This is a genomic window from Nonomuraea sp. NPDC049141, assembly GCF_040648415.1.
Lineage (GTDB): Bacteria > Actinomycetota > Actinomycetes > Streptosporangiales > Streptosporangiaceae > Nonomuraea.
Genome location: NZ_JBEZDR010000003.1, coordinates 547,240 through 568,035, shown reverse-complemented (window position 1 = coordinate 568,035; position 20,796 = coordinate 547,240). Strand labels below are relative to the sequence as shown.

General features: G+C 69.6%; 8 protein-coding genes. 4 read left to right on the top strand and 4 right to left on the bottom strand.

What is annotated here, in order from left to right; translation table 11 throughout:
- Nucleotides 1–188 precede the first annotated feature (188 nt).
- The gene (locus AB0B91_RS11020) at nucleotides 189–833 is read left to right on the top strand and encodes a sugar ABC transporter permease (RefSeq protein WP_358318106.1); all 645 of its coding nucleotides are present in this window, start codon (nucleotides 189–191) and stop codon (nucleotides 831–833) included.
- 18 nt (nucleotides 834–851) lie between these two features.
- On the opposite strand, the gene AB0B91_RS11015 is transcribed toward AB0B91_RS11020, so the two are convergent.
- Nucleotides 852–1,871: a LacI family DNA-binding transcriptional regulator gene (locus AB0B91_RS11015; RefSeq protein ID WP_358318105.1), complete on the bottom strand. Its 1,020-nt coding sequence runs from the start codon at nucleotides 1,869–1,871 to the stop codon at nucleotides 852–854.
- Between the two features lie 342 nt (nucleotides 1,872–2,213).
- On the opposite strand from AB0B91_RS11015, the gene AB0B91_RS11010 reads away from it, so the two are divergent.
- The gene (locus tag AB0B91_RS11010) at nucleotides 2,214–2,432 is read left to right on the top strand and encodes a hypothetical protein (RefSeq protein WP_358318104.1); all 219 of its coding nucleotides are present in this window, start codon (nucleotides 2,214–2,216) and stop codon (nucleotides 2,430–2,432) included.
- Between the two features lie 421 nt (nucleotides 2,433–2,853).
- Nucleotides 2,854–4,767 carry a PIG-L family deacetylase gene (locus tag AB0B91_RS11005; RefSeq protein ID WP_358318103.1) on the top strand — a complete coding sequence of 638 codons (1,914 nt, stop codon included), beginning with the start codon at nucleotides 2,854–2,856 and terminating at the stop codon, nucleotides 4,765–4,767.
- An 84-nt stretch (nucleotides 4,768–4,851) separates the two neighbouring features.
- Here AB0B91_RS11005 and AB0B91_RS11000 read toward each other — a convergent pair whose 3' ends face one another.
- From AB0B91_RS11000 to AB0B91_RS10990, 3 genes are all read right to left on the bottom strand, one after another.
- Nucleotides 4,852–5,613 carry a peptidylprolyl isomerase gene (locus tag AB0B91_RS11000; protein ID WP_358318102.1) on the bottom strand — a complete coding sequence of 254 codons (762 nt, stop codon included), beginning with the start codon at nucleotides 5,611–5,613 and terminating at the stop codon, nucleotides 4,852–4,854.
- 69 nt (nucleotides 5,614–5,682) lie between these two features.
- A complete protein-coding gene (locus tag AB0B91_RS10995; RefSeq protein WP_358318101.1) occupies nucleotides 5,683–7,986 on the bottom strand; it encodes an FHA domain-containing protein in 2,304 nt (767 codons plus the stop codon).
- 24 nt (nucleotides 7,987–8,010) lie between these two features.
- Nucleotides 8,011–10,989, bottom strand: coding sequence for a LuxR C-terminal-related transcriptional regulator (locus AB0B91_RS10990; RefSeq protein ID WP_358318100.1), 2,979 nt, complete (start codon nucleotides 10,987–10,989; stop codon nucleotides 8,011–8,013).
- A 170-nt stretch (nucleotides 10,990–11,159) separates the two neighbouring features.
- Here AB0B91_RS10990 and AB0B91_RS10985 point away from each other — a divergent pair, with 170 nt between their 5' ends.
- Nucleotides 11,160–20,774, top strand: a complete 9,615-nt coding sequence (locus tag AB0B91_RS10985) for a LamG-like jellyroll fold domain-containing protein (protein WP_358318099.1) — start codon at nucleotides 11,160–11,162, stop codon at nucleotides 20,772–20,774.
- Nucleotides 20,775–20,796 lie beyond the last annotated feature (22 nt).

Genomic DNA, 20,796 nt, shown 5'->3' with positions numbered 1-20,796 from the left:
CCCTTCAGCTGCGCTGATCTCCGTCATCGTCGGTAAGTCGCGAACCCCAGGCGCCCCAGAATGCTGCGGGTCATATGTCACCTGACGAATGGCCGTGGTTGCGTTAACAGTCCGCCCGGCAAGCGTGGGAATTGCGTGGTGCTACAGCAATGCGCAGAACTGAGAGGCCGCCAGAGGGGAGGCGCAATATGACCACACCTGGCTCCACCAGTGAGCCGGTGACTCCCGAATCACAAAATGAAAACGATTTAATGCAATCGTATTCATGGTTACGTTCCCATCAGCAGGGGGTCGTGTCAACACCGGTCCACTCCGAAGAGAGGAGCCTGGCACATGAGGACCCATCCCAGGCGGCCTGTCCGGGCGGCCGCGGCGGTGCCGTTGCTCGCAGCCACCGCCTGCGGCCAGGAGGAGCCTTCGCCCTGCTCTACACCGCGCTAATAACTCCATTCCTCATCATTGGCGGCTATCTGCTGGCACTGCTCACCGCCAGGAACACCGCCCTGCGCCGGGTCACCCGGACGGTGGTCTTCATCCCGGTCGTGATCGGTCTCGGAGTGTCGAGCCTGCTCTGGTACTGGCTTTTCAGCACCGATTTCGGTCTGGTGAACCGGGCGCTGCTCGATCTGGGGATCATCGACAAGCCCGTGCTGTGGCTGGGCGTGGACGCCGGCGTCTCCAACTTCGCGATCAGCGCCTCCGTGGTCTGGAAGGTGATCGGCTTCGGGATGATCCTTTTCGTCGCCGCGATCCAAGCCGTACCGACGGACGTGGTCGAAGCCGCCCTCGTCGACGGGGCGAGCCCCCGTCTGATGAGCGGAGCCGTCAAATAAGCGTTGGCATGATCGGTTTCAGCTCAGCGCAGGAGGTGCGGTCGAGTCCCGCACTATCAATTCCGGCTGGAAAATCTCAAGAGCCGGCAGGCGCTGGGCGTCGGCCGGTTCCCGGGCCAGCCTGACCGCCTGCGTAACGGCGTAGCCGACGATCTCCGATATCGGCATCCGCACGGTGGTCAGGGCCGGCACGGTATGCGCCGCGATGACGATGTCGTCGAAGCCGACGACCGACAGGCAATCCGGCACTGTCACGCCCAAGCTGTGCGCGGCGTGCAGCACGCCCACGGCCACCACATCGGTCGAGGCGGCGATCGCCGTGGGCGGGTCGGGCCGGTCCATCAGGCGCCGCAGCGCGGCATCGCCGCCGGCCAAGGTGCTGGGGCTGCGCTCGGCATAGCCCGGCGGCACGGCGCCGAATCGATCACGCATGAAATCGAGGTAGGCATCCTCCCGCGCCCGATATTCATTGGGAAGCTCAGCGTTGATGTAGGCGATCCTCTTGTGTCCCAGTGACACCAGATGGCGCAGGCCGGCCCGGATGCCGGCCCGGTCGTCGGCGTCAACGGTCGGGAACTCGTGCGGGCTCGTGCCCGGCCAGAGCGCGACCACCGGCACGATCGAGTTGCGCAGGTCGGCAAGGAACCGCGGATGCTGCTGCATGTCACCGAGCAGCACCACCGCATCGGTGTGCCGGGTCTCCAGCACGGTGGTCAGCGAGAGCGCCTCATCGCCCGCCCGGCCCGGCACGTGGCCCAGAACAACGTTGTAGCCGTGCGCCATCGACTCGACCACGAGCGCCTCGATCGCCCCGGCGAAGAAGAGATCGCTGAAGTCGCGCACCACCGCACCGATGAGGTTCGTCGAGGCGCCGCGCAGCCCGCGAGCCAGCGGGTTGGGCCGATAGCCCAGCTCCCGGGCGGTCCGCAGCACCCGCTGGCGAGTCTCCTCCGCGATGGGCACGGCGGTGGGCGCGCCACTGAGGACACGGGACACGGTGCTCTGCGAGACGGCAGCCACAGCGGCGATGTCCCGCATGGTAGGCACTGACCGCCTGGCCGACCGGTCTTTAGACATCCAGCCGAGACTATCGCATCACGATGCAGGCATACGATTTCGCCCACCTAGGAGGCAGTCTTGACCATGAGCGACAACACGTACAACCTTTTGCACGGCCACGAACAAGTGCTCCGCGGGATTTCCAGATTCTGGCGTCGAGCCACCCAAGCTGCCTTAGCACGTGCGAGCTCGACCGCGCGGCTGCCGGAACTCTGGCGGGCATGAGGGACATCATCCTGATAATCGCCAAGTGTCCTGACAACAGGTGGAAGCCCAGCTTCAGCGGATATGTTCCGGGCTTTCGCCTTGTCGCGGTCGAAAATGACTCGACGCGGCGACACTGACGGCATCGACCCCGGCCTGCGGCTCGGCTGGATCGTGGTCGTCGCCGACTGCCTGGTCACGGCCACGCTGGTCAACAACCTCCGGTCGCGCATACTGAACGCCCGACTCGTCGAGTACAGCCGGAAGGCGCGGGCACCGAGGCCGGCGACGTCAAATGATGCGGGCACCCTGAGCCCCGAGGAGGCGAGAGCGTAGGGGACCTGACCAGTCGCGGATGTCGTCGGATTTCTGACCGGCCGTCAAATTCACATCAACAGCGGAATGGATTCACCGGGTCGAGCAGGCGATGAGCCCAATGGTGGGAAAATTCTTCGACAGATCGCTTCCCTCGTGAATTTTATTTCTATTTTATACTCACCATTCATCCAATCGCAAAAGCAATACGCCAGGCGTACCTGTTCGTTCACGCCGAAGGCCACCGGAGCGATCGAGCTGCAACCTCGCCAGCACATATTCCCAGGCCAGAGCCATCTCGCCTGTTAAATGATCTTCCTTTTGAAGTGTGTTACGCAGTTGTTATCAGGCTTCCCCTTGCCCCCGGGTTGCAGACTATTCACTATTCGACTTTGGGCCACGAAAATCTTTTGTTCGGTACGGCCCGCGTGGGGGGAAGCACATGCGCGAAGGCAGGACTACGTCATTATGGATGCGGCTGTTAGCCGCGCTCGCAGCGCTTGTCGTGGTGGTGCCGATGGGTGGAGTGGCCGTCGCCACGCCCACCATCGCACCCGGCGCGTTCATGCAGATTGTGGCGCATGAGGACGACGACATCTTGTTCATGAACCCCGATATCGACGACTCGATCCAGTCGGGGGCGGCGAACGTCACGGTCTTCCTGACCGCGGGGCAGGTCACTGGAGACGGTGATACCGACGAGCAGCGGGCCCGTAATCGGCAGCGCGGCATGCTGGACGCCTACGCCCGGATGACGGGGGTGCCGGACGTGAATCCGGCCGCCCAGGAGGAGTGGACCGGGGTGGCCTGGACGATCGCGAATCGGCAGGTCGAGCGGTACACGCTCACGGACCATCCGCAGATCCAGCTGGTGTTCATGAACATGCGGGACAACGAGATCGGCTGGTTCAACTGGGTGGACGACTTCGTCGATCACACGATCATCCCCGAGGACGGCCTGGTGAGCGAGTCGTACACGTACGAGCGCGCTGACGTGATCGCCGTCCTGGCGGGGTTGATGAACCACTACCAGCCCAACGTGCTGCGCGCCCAAGACCCCATCGTCGACAACCGCTACGACCCGGGCCACGGCGACCATGTGGCCGCGGGACGGTTGGCCGGGGACGCGGCCCAGGCGTCAGGCTTGCCGATTCTGCTGGTGAACTACCGCGACTACAACATCGCCGACGCGCCGATGAACCTGACGACCGCGATCAGCGCCCGCAAGAGCGCGATCATCGATCACTACATCCAATACGACCACGCGTTCGACCCGAACGTGTGGCCTACCCGGATGTACTACCGCTGGGCCAGGGGAACCCATTGGGCGGGCCGGAACGCTGATGGCCGACCCCAGATCTTCGTGGTGCGCAACGGTGTGGTGAACACCTACGGGCAGACCCTGCTGGGAGCGTGGGACGGCCCGCACGTGCTGGCCGGCGCGGGCGGCGCCCTGGCGCCCGCGATCAGCGTGGGCAAGCAGGCCGACGGCCGCCTGGCGATCTTCGCCAGGCGAATGACCGACCACCACATCGTCACCATGTCCCAGACCGCGGCCAATGGCGCCTGGACAGGGAGCTGGACCGACCTTGGCAATCCCCACACGGACTGGGAGATCCAAGAACAGATCGGCCTGCCCGTGGTCGCCTCCAACGCCAACGGCCGGATGCAGCTGTTCGTCAAGAACGGCAACGGCGGGGTCAGCAGCCGCGTCCAGACCGCGGCCAACGGCGGCTGGGGCGCGTGGCAGAACCGGGGCGGCACTGACGTGCAGGACGGCCTCACCGCCGTTACCACGCCACTGGGTCTCATTGAGGTGTTCGCCAGTTCCAGGACTCGACTGCTGCGCTGGTATCAGTCCACACCCAATGGCAGTTTCACTTTCGCCACCACCGTCCCGTCGATGACCCCGGCCAGCCCGCCCTCGATCGCTCTGTCCCAGGACGGGCGTCTCCACGTGGCCTACCGCCGCGCCGGCACCGCTGAGATGGTCGTCAGCTACCAGCTCGTCGCCGGTGGCCCCTGGAGCACCACGCCTGCTGTGATCGGGGGACACGCGGGGGTTGGTGAGCCCGCTCTCGTCACCACACCGGCTGGTCCGGACGCGCGGATCCTGATGTTCGAGCGCAACGCCGGGACCGGGGTCAGCATGACCAAGCAGTTGACCGCGAACGGCAGCGGTTATGGCGCGTGGGCCGACCTCAGCGGAACCATTGTCGATTACCCTGCGGCCACTCTTGATGCGAGTGGGGCTGCCGTGATGTTCGCCATCGGCACCGATGGCGTTGTTCATGCCCGCAAGCAATCGGCGCCGGGAGCCGACAGTCCGTTCGGGGACTGGGAGGCTCTGCCCTGATTCACCTGGGGTTGCAGTGATCCTGTCGACGTTCTGGGAGGAGCTGTACTGGATCCGGCCGTGGACCTCCGCGGCCGGATCCAGCTAGCGGCAGACGCGGGCCCGCTCGATGTTCGCCGGCAGCACCGGCTTGCCGTCCACCGGCGGCGCCGGATCCCCGGGTGTCGGCTGGATGCCACCCGCGGCGATCCGGTCCAGCACGGCCAGCCCGGCGGCGTCCACGGTGCCGAAGATGGTGTAGCCCGGCCGCAGCCCTGAATCCCCGTACACCAGGAAGAACTGGCTCCCGTTCGTGTCCGGCCCCGCGTTCGCCATGGCCAGCACACCGCGCGCGTACGTCTTCCGCTCCCCCGTCGGATCCCCCGGCCACGGCGGCAGGTCGGTGGGCAGCTCGTCCTTGTACCGGTAGCCAGGCCCACCCTCGCCGGTGAAGCTGGGGTCGCCGCACTGCAGCACCTTCAACCGGTCGTAGGCGGTCAGCCGATGGCAGGAGGTCACGTCGTAGAACCGGTGCCGGATCAGGTGGACGAAGCTCTGCACGGTGCACGGCGCCTTGACCGGGTCGAGGGTGATCCCGATGTCGCCGTGGTTCGTCTTCAGCACGGCGGAGACGGGCCGGGTGGGCGTGCGGCGCGGGTCGGGCGGCAGCGGCACCTCGCGCACGGCGGGGTCGTCGGGCGTCTCGGTGTACTGGCACGGGCCCTTGGTCACCTTCGGCGGCCGGGCCCCGTTCGTGGTCGGGGCCGCGGCCGTCGTGGGCTCGTCCGGCTCCGCGGACGCGGGCGGCGCGAACGCCACCAGGCAACTCGCCGCCACCGCCAGTGGTAACCATGCTCTACGGATCATGACACCCGTTTAGTCGATCTCGACCGTCACGTCAACCATCGGTGAGCGCGGATTGTCCGGAAGTACCGGTCACTTGCCGCGCATCACCGCCGGCTCGTGTCGGCGCAGCATGCGGGCCACCAGGAAGGCGAAGACGATCGCGAGGATGGCCAGGACGCTCATGTCCAGGAACCAGGTGCCGAAGTCCTGGCTCCACAAGGGGTCCGGCGGATCCTGGACGTGCGGGATGAGCTGGCCCACGTCGAGCGTGCCCGCCAGCGCGGCCAGCGCCCAGCGAGCCGGTACGAGCCAGGAGATCTGCTCCATCACCGGCTTGCCGTCCAGGTGTACCAGCGCCCCGCAGAAGACGAGCTGGATCAGTGTGACGAGGACGAGCAGCGGCATGGTCATCTCGCTGGTCTTGGCCAGCGCGGAGATGAGCAGGCCCACGGTCATCGCGGTGAACGACAGCAGCGCGACGGCGAGCGACAGCTCGGTCAACGGCGCGGTGAACACCCCCTTGTCGTACGTTTCGACGTTCAGCATCGCCACGTAGGTCAGCACGATGCCCTGTGCCACGGTGATCAGGCCGAGCACGAGCAGCTTGGAGCAGAGATAGGCCGATCTGGACAGCCCGACCGCCCGTTCTCGCTGGTAGATGGCGCGTTCCTTGACCAGTTCGCGCACCGCGTTCGCGGCGCCGGTCAGGCAGCCGCCGATGCACAGGATCAGCAGCAGGTTCGCCGCGTTGCCGTTGCTGTTCGGAGGTCCCTTCAGGTCGCCGGTCGGGACGACGCGGGCCAGCAGGCCCATGATGATCGGCAGGGCGATGGTGATGCCGAGGAACAGCCGGTCCGCCACGATGCTCCGGCAGTAGCGGCGCACCAGCGTGCTGAGCTGCTCCGGCCAGCTCTGCGGTTTCGGCGGGATCTCCCGCTGCGCGGAGGGCCGCGCCGAGACCGGCGCGATCAGGTCGGCCGCGATGTACTTCCGGTGCAGCGGAGATCGCGCGTACTCGCCGGCCCAGTCCCTGGCCTGGTCGTCGAACGCCAGGAACACATCCGCCCAGTCGGTGAAGCCGAGGAACGGCAGCGCCTCGTCAGGCGGCCCGAAGTAGGCGATCTTCCCGCCCGGCGCCATCACCAGGAGCCGGTCGCAGATGTCCAGATTGGCGACGCTGTGCGTGACGACGGCGACGGTACGGCCGTCGTCGGCCAGGCCCCGCAGCATCTGCATCACCGACTTGTCCAGCCCCGGGTCCAGGCCGGAGGTCGGCTCGTCGAGGAACAGCAGGGACGGCTTGGTCAGCAGCTCCAGGGCGACGCTGACGCGCTTGCGCTGTCCGCCGGACAGCGAGGAGATGCGGTTGTCCTTGCGGTTGTCCAGCCCGAGCTGCCGCAGCACCTCGTCGACCCGCGCCTTCCGCTCGTGCTGCCGGGTGTCGTCGGGGAAGCGCAGCTCCGCGGCGTAGATGAGGGCGCGGCGCACGGTGAGCTGGCTGTGCAGGATGTCGTCCTGCGGCACGAGGCCAACCCGCGAGCGCAGTTCGGCGTAGTCGCGGTAGAGATCGCGTCCGTCGTAGGTGACGACGCCCTGGTCGGCCGGGCGCAACCCGGTGAGTGCGCGCAGCAGGGTGGACTTGCCCGAGCCGCTGGGGCCGACGATCGCCAGCAGGCACTTCTCGCCCACCGGGAACGACACATGGTCCAGGAGCACCTTGCCGCCTCCCACGGTGACGGTGAGGTCGTGCGCCTGGAGGCAGACCTCGCCCGTGTCGGCGTACTCCATGAGCGTGTCGCCCACGAGCTGGAACGTCGACGGCCCGATGCCGATGAGATCGTCCGGGGAGATCTGGGCGCGCCGCACGCGCCGGCCGTTGACATAGGTGCCCATGCCGCTGCCCACGTCGACGATCTCGTGGACGCCGCCGGTGATCCGGAGCTCGGCATGTCGCCGGGACACCCGCAGATCGGTGACGACCATGTCGTTGTCCGGCGCCCGGCCGATGCGCACGACCTGCGCGCCGCCGACGTTCCTGACGGCGGCCGGCTGACGCCACTGCCCGGTGCGCGGGAAGCGGACTGTGGGCGTCGCCGGCAGTTCCGGAGCGCGGAAGCCGATGAGTTCGCCCTCCGCCGGGTCTCCGAGGTGGATCCTGGTTCCCGGTCCGACGACGACCCGCTGGACGCGGTGGCCGTTCTCGTACGTGCCGTTGCTGCTGCCCGCATCCTCCAGGATCCACTGTCCGCCCTCGAACCGCAGCACGGCGTGCGTACGCGAGACGCGCTCGGCGCTGACGACGATGTCCGCCCCCGGGTCGCGGCCCAGCCGGTACGAACGGCCCGGATCGAGGGTCACCGACATGCCAGGGCCTTCGATGACAAGCTGCGTCACGAGACCGCCTTTCTCTTGGAGGGCCTACGCCGGCGTGACCGTCCCGAAACCGGTGCCGACTTGCCGCAGCAAGTCCGCCAGCTCGGTTCGGGAGGTGATGCCCAGCTTGGGGAAGGCACGGTAGAGGTGGTAGCCGACGGTCCGCGGGCTGAGGAAGAGCTTGGCGGCGATGTCCCGGTTGGACGACCCCTGCGCGGCGAGGGACACCACGTGCCGCTCCTGCGGCGTCAGCCCGCGCAGCGCCTCCGGCAGCGGCTCCGCCGGGCTCGCCTCCCCCGTCGCGCTCAGCTCGGCCGCGGCGCGCTCCGCCCAGGGGGTGCTGCCGAGCTGCTCGAACGCGGCCCGCGCGGCCCGCAGATGAGAGCGGGCCTCGGACCTGCGCCTGATCCGGCGGAGCCACTGCCCGTACGCGAGCTCGGTCCTGGCCCGCTGGAAGGAGGAGGCCGGGGACGGGCCGTGCAGATCGAGCGCGCCGGTGAAGAGCGGCTCCGCCTCGCCGTCCGGCGCGACCAGCGCCCGGCACCGCAGCGCCACCGCGCCCACCCAGCGCTGGCGCGTGTCGCCCGCCCATCGCTCCAGCAGGGCGAGCGGCTCGACGGCGGCGCCAGGCAGGTCGGCCTGGACGGCCGCGTCGACCAGGTCGGCCGCGCAGTGGACCGCCACCACCGGGTGGTGCGCGGGGCCGGCGACCACGCGCGCGAGGTGGTCCACGGCGGCGCCCGCCCGGCCCCGCCCCAGCTCCAGCAGGCCGAGCGCCCAGGTGGCCAGCGCCGCGCTGGCCGGCGCGTCGTGGTCGGCGCAGTAGGCCAGGCTCGACTCGGCGTAGGCCCGGCAGCGCTTCTCGTCGCCGCTCAACGCGGCGATCAGCGCGACCAGGCCGCTCAGGTGCCCGACCCGGTGGGTCTGGCCGAGGTCACCGGCGAGCTTCAGCCCCTCGGTGGCCTGCCTGAGCGCTTCGGCCTTGCGGCCGCTCAGCAGGAGGGCCTGGGCCTGGAGTTGCAGGGCGTACGGCAGGAGCCCCAGCAGGTCCTGGTGGCGGCAGTCGGTCACAAGCGTGGAGGTCAGCCGCAGCGCCGAGCCGGCGTCGGCGGCCATCAGCCCCAAAGAGGTGGCGGTTATGGCTTGCTGGGTGGCCAACGCGGGCGTCTGCTCGACCAGCTCGCCGATGGCGGCGAAGCCGCTGAACGGGTCACCGGCCATGATCTTCGCCAGCGTGGGCAACGATCGGGCCAGCGGAGCCGACCATGAGGGCTGGGCTCCTGACCGCGCGACCTGCGAAGGGGCTCGCGAAGCCGCCGGTGCCGTGTCCGGCACCGGACCCGCCGGATCCTCGACCGCGCTGCCGGACGCCCGACCTTCGACCGTGCCGCCGGACGCCCGACCTTCGACCGCGCTGCCGGACGCCTGGCCCTCGACCGCGCTGCTGGACGCCCAGACGGCGGCGGCGATCTGGGCGGCGAGCCCCTCGTCGCCGCTGTAGCCGAACAGCCGGATCGCGTCGGCGATCATCACGATGGCCATGGCGTGGTCGTCGTCGCCGATCCTGGCCGCCGCGTCGAGCAGCATCTGCGCGGCCTTGGTCGGCGAGCCGATCTCGGACTCCACGGTGGCCAGCACGCGGGCGGCCGAGGCCAGCGTCGAGGGTTCGGCGCTCAGCTCGCTCGCGCGGGTCGCCAGGTCCGTCGCGCGGCGGAGCTGGCCGGCGTCGCACGCGGCGACCGCGGCGGCCGCATAGCGCCGGGCGCGCGGCTGGGGGTCGGCGGTCAGTTCGGCCGCGCGTTCCAGCGCCGACGACGTCCCGATGGCCGCCAGCTCGCGCGCGATCTCCTCGTCCGGCCCCAGTACGGCAGCGGCGGCGAGATGCCAGACTCGCCGCTCGGGCGACACCTCGGCCAGGGCCCGGTGCGCGGCGATGCGGGCCGAGACCGGCGCGGACTGGTAGGCGGCGACCAGGATCAGCAGGTGGCGAGGGGTGAGCCCGGCCCGCCGCACCTCGACGAGCTGGGCGGTCTCGGCGGGCTCCAGATCAGCCGGGGTCGCTCCGGCGGCAGCGAAGAGCTCGGAATGCGAGGCCGGAATCGCCCTCGTGGCGGCGAAAGACTCGAAGTGGGATGCCGGGATCGCCTCGGCGGCCGCGAAAGACTCGGAGTGCGAGGCCGGAATCGCCTTGGTGGCGGCGAGCAGTTCGGGCAGGGAGGCCGCGGGGTCGGTGGCGGCCAGCAGGAGGAGGAAGCGGGTCCGCTCGGGCAGGGCGCGTAAGCGCTCGCCGTACAACTGATCGGCCCGGCGCGAACGCCCGGGCCAGCCGGTATAGAGGCCCAGCGGCGACAGCCCGCCCTCGACCTGCGCGGGGCTGAGCCCCGCGGCCAGCTCGCACAGGGACAGCGGATTGCCGCGGGCGTCACCGACGATCCGCTCACGCACCTGCGGGACGATGCCCGGCCTGCGCTCGGCGACGATGTCCAGCGCCGCCTGCCGGTCGACACCGGGCAGGTCCAGCTCGTCGATCCCCCGCAGCGCGGGCAGGTCGCCCTCGCCGGCCACCAGGATCACCACGCGCGCGGCAGCGAGGCGGCGGACGCAGAAGGACAGGACCGCCAGGCTCTCCCGGTCCAGCCAGTGCGCGTCGTCGATCAGGCAGAGCACGGGCCCTCGCCCCGCCAGGTGACGCAGGAGGTTCCAGACCGGAAGGTACGGCCAGGCATCGGGGCCACGCGGTTCCGGCTCGCCCAGGTGGTCGAGGACGTCGCGCTGCTGGGCGGGCAGGTGTTTCCAGCGCGGGCGGGTGGTCGCCAGCAGCATGTGCAGGCCGCCGTACGGGAGGTGAGACTCCTCGGGGGTACCGGAGGCGCGGAGTACGATTTGATCACTCGCGATCTCGGCGGCGAAGGCGAGCAACGCGCTCTTGCCCGCCCCGGCTTCCCCGCGCACCATCAGGGCGCCGCTCTCACCAGCGAGAAGTCGCATGATCCTGGCCTGCTCCGCGATGCGCCCGTGCAGCACGAGGCGAGAGTACCGGACTTGTAGTGGATCTCATACCTAACCGGGAAGGTTCGGACGACCTAGATCCACGTCCCCCGTACAGATGTGGGGCGGACAGGTGGCGATTACGGTCGCCGCCGGAGGTCTGCATGAGGAACCGTTGGGCTACCCGTCTTTGCGCTGCACTGACAGTGAGCACCCTTGTCATCAGCGTCGCAGCTCAGGGAGCCTCAGCGGCTCCCAAGGAGCCCACGCTTCCCGAGCAGCGGCTCGGCTCGGCGGCGAACCGTGCCCACCAGGTGGCGGCGGACGCGACCCAGGCGCGGACCGAGCCGGCGAAGCGGGCCGCCGCCAAGCCGCCCAAGGGGACCGTGCCCCAGGAGGCCCCGAAGACGCCCAAGCCTGTCTCCCGGCTGTCCAACAAACCACAGCGGGTGGGCGCGGCGACCGGCAAGCCGGGCAACGGGGAAGTTCACGGGTTCGACGCCAAGCAGAGCCAGGTGGTGCCCAGGCTGGGCGACGCGACGTCGAAGGTCTTCCAGAACCCTGATCAGACCTACACCGTACGCACCTACTCCAGGCCGGTGCGATATCAGACGGCCACCGGCGAGTGGAAGGACATCGACCTCAACCTGACCGGCGCGGCCGGGCGCTGGCGGCAGGCGGCCAACGACGTCGGAGTCGAGGTGGCCGACGACGCCGCCGACTCCAGGCTCCAGTCGATCACCTTGGACGAGGGGCACAGCCTGTCCTTCGCCCTCCAAGGAGCAAAAAGCACCAAAGCCAATATTTCTGGAAATATCGCGAAATACAGCGAGGTGCTGCCGGGGACCGACGTCGAGGTCGAGGCCACCTGGAACGGGATCAAGGAGTCGCTCGTCCTGACCTCGCGCCAGGCCGCGACGGGCCCCTGGGACTTCCCCTTCCAGGCCAAGGGTCTGACGCCGCGCAGCTCGCCGCAGGGTGTGGAGTTCGTCGACGAGCATGGCGCCGTCCGCATCACCGTCCCCGCCGGATTCATGCGCGACGCCGCGGGCGCCCGCTCCGACGCGGTCCATTACGCCCTCGTCGGCAACGTCCTGCGGGTCAGCGCCGACGAGAAGTGGCTGCACGCCGAGAAGCGCGCGTTCCCGGTGGTCATCGACCCTTCCTCCTACGTACGCACCACCAGCGGCGCCGCCTCCGACACCTACGTCGACAACCACTCCGGCGCCAACCACTCCGGCAGCGACCAGCTCCTGGTCGGCTCCCAGGACGGCACCAAGCGCAACAACTCCTACATCAACTTCAACCTCGCCTCCCAGATCCCGCACGCCTACGTGACCGGCGCCGCGCTCTTCCTCTACAACACCCTGTCGAACTCCTGCTCGGCCAACCCGGTCACGGTGAAGGAGATCACCAGCAGCTGGAACGTCGGCACGATCGCCTCCTATCCCGGCGTGACCCTCGGCGGCACCTGGGGCTCGGCCAGCTTCAGCGGCGGCGTCACCTGCGGCGGCGCCGGCTGGGCGTGGATCGGGATCAACAGCGCGGGCCTGTCCGCCCTGTCGGACTGGGCCAACGGCGCGGGTAACAACGGCCTGGCGCTGACCGCCGACAGCTTCAAGGAGTTCGCCAGCGCCAACTCGGCCAACCCGCCGTACCTCCAGGTGGATTACAGCCCCTGGCGGGCGCTCTACGTGATCGGCTCCGACGCCACGATCGACCCGCCGGTGACGGCCACCACCGCCGGCAAGCTCCCCGTCACGGTGATCAACAATGGGATGAACTCCTGGTCCCCCGGCTCGGTCAAGCTGGGCTACAAGCTGTACACCACCGGCGGCACCTTCGTGGGCAGCTCCACCGCGGCCGCGAGCCTGCCCGCCACGATCGCCAACAACGGCTCGGCGAAGGTGAGCGCCACGATCGACTCGCTCAACCCGGGCTCCTACCAGATCTGCTGGGACATGGTGGCGAACGGGCAGTTCTTCTCCGACTGGGGTGTGCCCGTCTGGTGCGTCAGCCTGACCGTGGTCAACATCCCGCCCCAGATCGACTCGATGTGGCCGGGCAGCGGGTACGTGGAGTCCACGCTGACGCCGGAGTTCACGGTCACCGGCCATGATCAGGACGAGTGGCCCGGCGGCTCGCTGAACTTCATCTTCAACGTCTGCCTGCTCTCCGACACCAACACGTGCCCCGCGGCCGGCCTGGTCAAGGGCGACTCCAACACCGGTGAGCAGAGCGCGAGCTGGACGGTGCCGCAGGGCAAGCTCAAGTGGGGCGAGCGGTACGTGTGGCAGGCCCTGGTCACCGACGGCAAGACCTCCAGCCCGGCGACGGGGTGGAGCACGTTCAGCACGGTCGTGCCGCAGCCCCTGGTCTCCTCCCATGTCTCCGACAGCGCGGGCACGGCCGCCGTCAAGGGCGTCGACCCGCTGACCGGCCAGTACGCGGCCACCACCACGGACGCCAGCCTGACCACCGCCGGTCCCGCGCTGACGATCACCCGCTCGTACAGCAGCCTGAACTCCCGCACGGGGATGTTCGGCGTGGGCTGGACCACCGCGTACGACATGAAGATCGTCACCGACGCGGACTGGACGGGCAACGTCGTCGTCACCTACCCCGATGGGCGGCAGGCGCGCTTCGGCCGCAACCCCGACGGCACGTTCGCGCCGCCCGAGGGCCGGTCGGTGAGCCTGGTGAAGACCGACGCGGCCTGGTTCCTGCGCGACAAGTCCGGCGGCGCGTACGTGTTCGACCCGAGCGGCCGGTTGACCGCGATCTACGACGACGACCTGCACGGCGAGTTCCTCACCTACAACGGCGACGGCACCCTCGCCAAGGTCGTGAACAAGCTCAGCGGCCGCGGCCTCTACTTCACCTGGAACAGCGGGGTGGTGACCTCGGTCGCCACCGATCCCGCCCAGGGAGCGCCCGCGTGGACCTACGGCTACGGTTACGGCCTGCTCGCCCAGGTCTGCCCGCCGGGGACGACGACGGCCTGCACGAAATACACCTACAAAATGGTGTCGCACTACCGGACGGCCGTCGTGGACGCCGCCCCCGCGATGTACTACCGGCTCCACCAGGGCGCGACCAACGAGACCCACGAGTTCATCGGCCAGGACGACGCGGAGGCGGTCAACCTGGCCTACGGAGCGGCGGGCGCCCCGGCCGGGGCCACGGACGGCTCAGCGACGTTCAACGGCACGAGCTCGTACCTGCGCATGCCGTACAACATCACCGACGACACCACCTACGCGGCGGTCGGGATGTGGTTCAAGACCACCAAGGCCGGCGTGCTGTACGGCGCCCAGATGAACACGCTGGAGGACTCACGGGGCCCGCTCCCCTGGGGCTTCCTGCCGATGCTCTACGTCGGGACCGACGGGAAGCTGCACGGCCAGCTGTCCGACGACGGCAGCTGCGGATCGATGAGCTCGACCACGGCGGTGAACGACGGGGCCTGGCACCACGTGGTGCTGACCTCGAGCGGCACCTGGCAGGGCCTGTACGTGGACGGGACGATCGTCGACGACCGGTCCAAGCAGATCGTGCCGACCCGCCTGCCGAACGCCAGCGTCGGAGCGGGCTACATCAACACCTCGGGCTGGTGCCCCGCCGCGCCCGCCGACACGCGCGGCCACTTCACCGGCCAGATCGACGACCCCGCCTTCTACACCCACCCGCTCGGCCCCACGGCCGTCACCGCCCAGTACAAGGCCGGGCAGTACACGGGCGTGCTGGAGACGGTCAAGCTGCCCTCGGGCAAGCTGCAGGCCACGCTCGCCTACGACGCCCAGAGCGACCGCGTCGCCTCGGTGACCGACGCCAACGGCGGGCTCTGGCGGGTGTACCCCGCCCAGACGCAGGGCTCCACCGAGTACTACCCCAACGCGGTGCTGAGCGCCCGGCCGCGCGAGTACTACCGCCTCGCCGAGTACTCCGGCACGCGGGCGGCCAGCGCGGCCTACGGCGACGGACGTGACACCGACGCGACCTACCACAACGTCACCCTGAACCAGAGCGCGCCCATCGTCCTGGCCACCGGCGGCGACACGGCCGCCGGGTTCAACGGCACCAGCTCCTACCTGGAGCTCCCCGACGGCGAGATCAAGGGCGGCGGCGACCTGTCGGCCGAGCTGTGGTTCAAGACCGCCAAGCCCGGTGTCCTGCTCGCCTACCAGGCCCAGGCCATCACCGACCCGGCCGGGCCGCAGGCGAACTACACGCCCGCGCTGTACATCGGGACGGACGGCAAGCTGCGCGGCCAGTTCTGGGACGGCGCCGCGGTCGCGCCGATCACCACCAGCACCGCCGTGACCGACGCGAGCTGGCACCACGTCGCCCTGACGGCCTCGGGCGGCACCCAGTGGCTCTGGCTGGACGGTGCCGTGGTCGGGACCAGGTCCAAGGGGCCGGTGTCCACGGTCGCGCAGGATCATGTCTACGTCGGCGCCGGCTTCATCGCGGGCAACTGGCCCGCCAAGCCCTCGGACACCCTGGGTCACTTCACCGGCACCATCGACGAGGTGGCGCTCTACTGGAACAGCCTGCACACGGACGCGATCCAGACGCACTACAACGACGTCGCGACGTTCGGCATCCCCGCCACCACCGTGCTCGCCGCCGACCCAGGCGGCAAGGCGATGGTCTACACCTTCGACCCCCGGCACGGCGGCCGCCCGACCTCGCTGTACGACGCGACAGGCGGCACCACCCGCTACGGCTACGACCTCAACGGCAACCTGGCCTCGGTGACCGACCCGGACGGGCACACCACCCAGCTCTTCAACGACGACCGGGGCAACCCGGTCATGAAGGTGACCTGCCGGGGACCGCGCTCCTGCCAGACCTCCTACTTCACCTACTACCTGGACACCGGCAACCCGCTGAACCCCCGCAACGACAAGCTCACCGGCACGTTCGACGCCCGGGCCACCAGCACGGCCGACACGGACCACCGCACCAGCTACACCTACGACATCTCCGGCGACCTGCTCAGCGTCACCACACCTCCCGTGGGCGGATCCGCCACCGGCCGCACCACCAAGTACGCCTACACCGACGGCACCGAGGCCGCCGTGGACGGCGGCACCGTCCCGGACTCGCTGCTCGCCTCCGTGACCACCTCCGGCGGCAAGACCACCCGGTTCTCCTACCGCCAGAACGGCGACCTCGCCCAGATGGTGGACCCGGCGGGGCTCACCACGAAGTACGACTACGACAGCGCCGGCCGGCCCACCGCCGTGTCCCAGGTCTCCGACACGTTCCCGAACGGCGTCACCACCTCGATGGGCTACGACGCCCTCAACCACCTCACCGCCACCGTCGGCCCCCAGACCACGGACGTGATCAGCGGCGTCAAGCACCTCCCGTGGGTCATCTACACCTACGACGTCGACGGCAACGTCACCCAGGTCGACCGGATGGACCCCACCGGCAAGGACCCCACCCGCACCACCACCTACACCTACGACTCCGCCGCCCGCGTCTCGTCCGTCAAGGACGCCGCCGGTAACACCACCACCTACGGGTACGACGTCTACGGCAACCTCAACCGCACCGTGGACGCCACCGGCGCCGATTATCGGAGCGTCTACGGACCGACCGGACTGCTGCTGACCACCAGCCTCGCCAACTGGGTGAGCGACCCGCTGAACAGCGACTCCCCCAAGGAGCTGGTCCTCGAATCCCGCGCCTACGACCCGGCCGGACGCCTGGCCACGGTCACCGACGCCATGGGCCGTACCACCCGCAACCACTACTACGACGACAACCTGCTCGAATCGGTCTGGGCCGAGGGCTTCCGCAACGCCGACGGATCCACCCGGGACATCCCGCTCCAGCAGAACACCTACGACAGCGCGGGCAACCTCATCCAGAGCGTCACCGGCAACGGCAAGAGCACGACCGCCTACACCGTGGACGCCGCCAACCGGACCACGGCGGCTCTGCTGGACCCCGCCGGCCTGAAGCGCAAGACCACGTACGGCTACGACGATGACGACCACGTGGTCTCCCTGGTCCAGGCGCAGGACAGCGGCTACACCTGGACCGCGTTCGACCTCGACGCGCTGGGCCGGCCCCTGGCCCAGAAGGTCTGGGACGGCGACAAATGGCTCACCACGTCCTGGACCAGGGACCAGCGGGGCCTGCCTCGGACGATGACCGACCCCCGTGGCGCGGTGACCGACTACACCCACGACGAGGCGGGCCGGCTCACCATGACCAAGGCGCCGACGGTGGCCGTCGAGCACCTGGGCAGCACGCCGTTCAACGTCAGGCCGCAGACGCGGGCCGGCTACAACAGCTTCGGCGACGTCGTGACGAGCGAGGACGCCGAGGGCTACCGGACCACGTTCGCCTACGACGCCATGAGCCGGCCGCTCAACGTCACCCTGCCCTCCTACCAGCAGGTCGGCACCGGTGCCACGGTGGCCGCGGGGTCCACCGCGACGTACGACGCGCTGGGCCGCGTGACGAGCTCCGTGGACGCGCTCGGCCACGGCGACACCTACACCTACGACCAACTGGGCAACGTGGTCGCCACGACCGACGCGGCGGGCAAGCAGTCGCGCTCGGGCTTCGACGTGGCCGGGGAATGGCTCTGGACCCGGGACCAGGCGGGACGGCTCACCGGGGCGACGTACGACGACCTGGGCCGCCGGATCTCCGAAACCGCCGTCGACCGCACACCCACCGCGGCCGGGTACACCACCGCCTACGACTACGACGACGCGGGGAACCTGACCTACGTCGCCACGCCGTCGGGCGCGCGCAGCCAGTTCGGCTACAACGCGGCGGGCGAGGTCGTGGTCGACGTCGACCCGCTCAACCAGGGCCACTGGTACACCCGTGACCACGCCGGCCGGGTGACCAAGGTCTCCAACCCGGACGGCACCAGCAGCACGGTCACCTTCGACGGTGCCGGCCGGGCGACCGCGATGGCCGATCTCGACGCGTCGGGCAAGCAGCTACGGCCGATGACGATCGGCTACGACGCGGGGAGCAACCCGGTCACCGTCAACAAGGCCGGGGGCGGGGTCACCACCTACGACTACGACGCGCTGAACCGGCTGACCGGCCAGCACGAGAAGACCACGTCGACGCACACCGTCAACACGACATTCGGCTACGACGCGGTCGGCAACACCACCCGCTTCACCGACGGCAACGGTAACGCGACCACGTACGGCTACAACCCGTGGAACCTCCCGGTGACGATGCTCGTCCCGGCGACCACGGCCTACCCAGCCGTCGCCGACCGCCAGACGATCACCGACTACGACGCGGCCGGTCGCCCCGTCCAGGTCAAAAAGCCGGGTGGGGTCACCGTCGCCCGTACCTTCGACGCGCTGAACCAGCTCACCGCGGAGACCGGCGCGGGCGCCGAGACCGCGACGACCGCCCACAGCTTCGGCTACGACGCCGTGGGCCGGCAGACGTCGGCCGGGGGCGACACCTTCGGCTACGACGATCGCGATCATCTCGTCAGCACGGCGGGGCCGTCCGGCACGGCGTCCTTCACCTACGACGCGGACGGCCGTATGAAGACCCGCACCGACAAGGCGGGCACGGCCACCTACGACTACGACGCGGGGAGCCGCCTCACCACGGTCCGTGACCCGCTCACCGGCGGGACCTCGACCTACTCCTACGACTCGATGAACCAGCTCAAGGCCGTGGACTACGGCGGCGCCAAGCGTTCCTTCGACTACGACGCGTCGCACCGGCCCACCGCCGACACGCTCAAGAACAACGCGGGCGCGGTGCTGGCCGCCATCGCCTACGGCTACGACGACGCCGACCGGCTCACCAGCAAGACCACGACCGGAACGGCGGGCGCCGCGGCCAACACCTACGGCTACGACCTGGCGGGCCGGCTGACGTCGTGGAACTCGGTCGCCTACGAGTACGACGACGCGGGCAACCGGACCAAGGCGGGAACGGCCGCCGCCGTCTACGACGCGCGCAACCAGCTCGTCTCCGACGGGTCGGCCGGCTACGCCTACTCGGCGCGCGGCACCCTGAGATCCAGGACGCCGACCGGCGGGAGCGCGAGCGCGACGAGCTACGACGCGTTCGACCGGATGATCAGCGACGGTGCCACGACCTACTCCTACGACGGGCTGGACCGGCTCGCCTCCACCGCGGGCCGCACGTTCAGCTACTCCGGCCTGGGCAACACCCCGGCCGCGGCGGGTACCGAGCTCTACGGCAGGGATCCGGCGGGCAACGTCGTCTCCGTCGCGGGCCTGTACGCCTACACCGACCGGCACGGCGACCTCACCGCCACCTTCACCGGCGCGGGTGTGCTGACCGATTCGGTGGCCTACGACCCGTACGGGAAGGTCGTCGCCAGCGCGGGCACCAAGCGCGGCGTCGGCTACCAGGGCGGCTGGACGGACCCGACCAGCGGCAAGGTCAACATGGCCGCCCGCTGGTACGACCCCGGAACCGGCGCGTTCCCCAGCAGGGACACGCTCGAGGTGGATCCGATGCCGTCGGTGAAGGGCAACCGCTTCACCTACGCGGACGGCGACCCGCTCAACCGGGTCGACCCGACCGGCCACTTCGGCTGCCCCGCCTTCGTCTGCGGCACCGCCAAGAACGTGATCAAGGTCGTCAAGATCGACATCGCCAAGCCGATCCTGACCGCGGCCGACTTCGTCCTCACCGGTGGCGGGGCGGCCGGCGCGGCCGCGCGCGGCTCACGGTTCTGCGGTCCGCTCTGGCTCGGCTGCCTCGCGGCGGTCGGCGTCGCCGGCGGCCTGGGCTACCTGGCTGGGAAGTGGTGGCAGAACAACTGGTGGAAGGGCTGGCCGGACGGCAGCGGACCGTCCATCGACTACCCGGGCGGCTCCTCGCCCGGCAAGGGCAAGTCCGACGGCACGCCCGGCGACGGCGACCCCGGCACCACGCCCGGCAAGGGCACGAAGACCCCGCCCAAGGCGGACCCGCCGCCGCCTCCGCCGCCCACGCCCCAGGAGCTCGCCGACATCGCCGCGAAGACGCGCGCGACCAGGCCGGGCCCGATCGACCATGACCAGCTCCCCGGCCCGGCGGGCATCTCGCTGGCCGACGCGCTCGACAAGGGGCTCAATCACCGGGTCGACAACGCCATCGACAAGATCCTGGACAAGGTCGGCGTGGCCTTCACGCCGATCGAGGCCGGAGCGGGCGACGGGCAGCCCAACGGCGGCCTCGACCCGGCCCCGCACGTCATCGGCCAATGCTCAGGGGTGTTCGGCGCGGACGCGATGCAGGACTGCCGCGTTGATCCGGGCCCGGGCGTCCCGCCGGATCCGACGGTGCAGCTGAACCCCTGCCGTGGCGTGACGGGCGCCGGCGCCGCCTGCTCCTCCGAGGAAGGGCTGCCCCTGGAGGACGCGGGGTATGGCGGCGACGATGGTGCGGGCGCGCGGGGGCTGTTCGTCGGCGGTGACTCCGTCAAGCTGGCCCGCGCCAGGGATGCCAGAAAGCCGCACTGGAGCGAGAAGCTCCCGATGAACATGGACACGGTCCGGCGGGTGGCCCAGACCTGGGACATCCGGATCGACGACCTGCGCATCAGGATCGACAAGAGCATCGACGGGCAGGCCGGGGTGACCTATCCCGATCAGACGGTCAAGCTGCGGCGAGCGGCCTTCCGCAGCGAGGAACTGCTGGCCCGCACCCTCGCCCACGAGCGGTTCCACGTGGAGGAGCTGCGCGGGGGCCTCCCCTACCCGACGACCAACGAAGAGGCGGACCCGTACGAAGACCGGGCCTATGCCTTCGAGGACGATTGGTGGGACAACCATCCGCGTAACCGGTGACTCATGGGGTCGGGCGGCTCGT

What these genes read in the sequence shown, in the direction of transcription:
- AB0B91_RS11020 (WP_358318106.1), top strand. Translation starts at nt 189, where the DNA reads ATGACCACACCTGGCTCCACCAGTGAGCCGGTGACTCCCGAATCACAA.
- AB0B91_RS11015 (WP_358318105.1), bottom strand. Translation starts at nt 1,871, where the DNA reads ATGCGGGACATCGCCGCTGTGGCTGCCGTCTCGCAGAGCACCGTGTCC.
- AB0B91_RS11005 (WP_358318103.1), top strand. Translation starts at nt 2,854, where the DNA reads ATGCGCGAAGGCAGGACTACGTCATTATGGATGCGGCTGTTAGCCGCG.
- AB0B91_RS11000 (WP_358318102.1), bottom strand. Translation starts at nt 5,613, where the DNA reads ATGATCCGTAGAGCATGGTTACCACTGGCGGTGGCGGCGAGTTGCCTG.
- AB0B91_RS11010 (WP_358318104.1), top strand. Translation starts at nt 2,214, where the DNA reads ATGACTCGACGCGGCGACACTGACGGCATCGACCCCGGCCTGCGGCTC.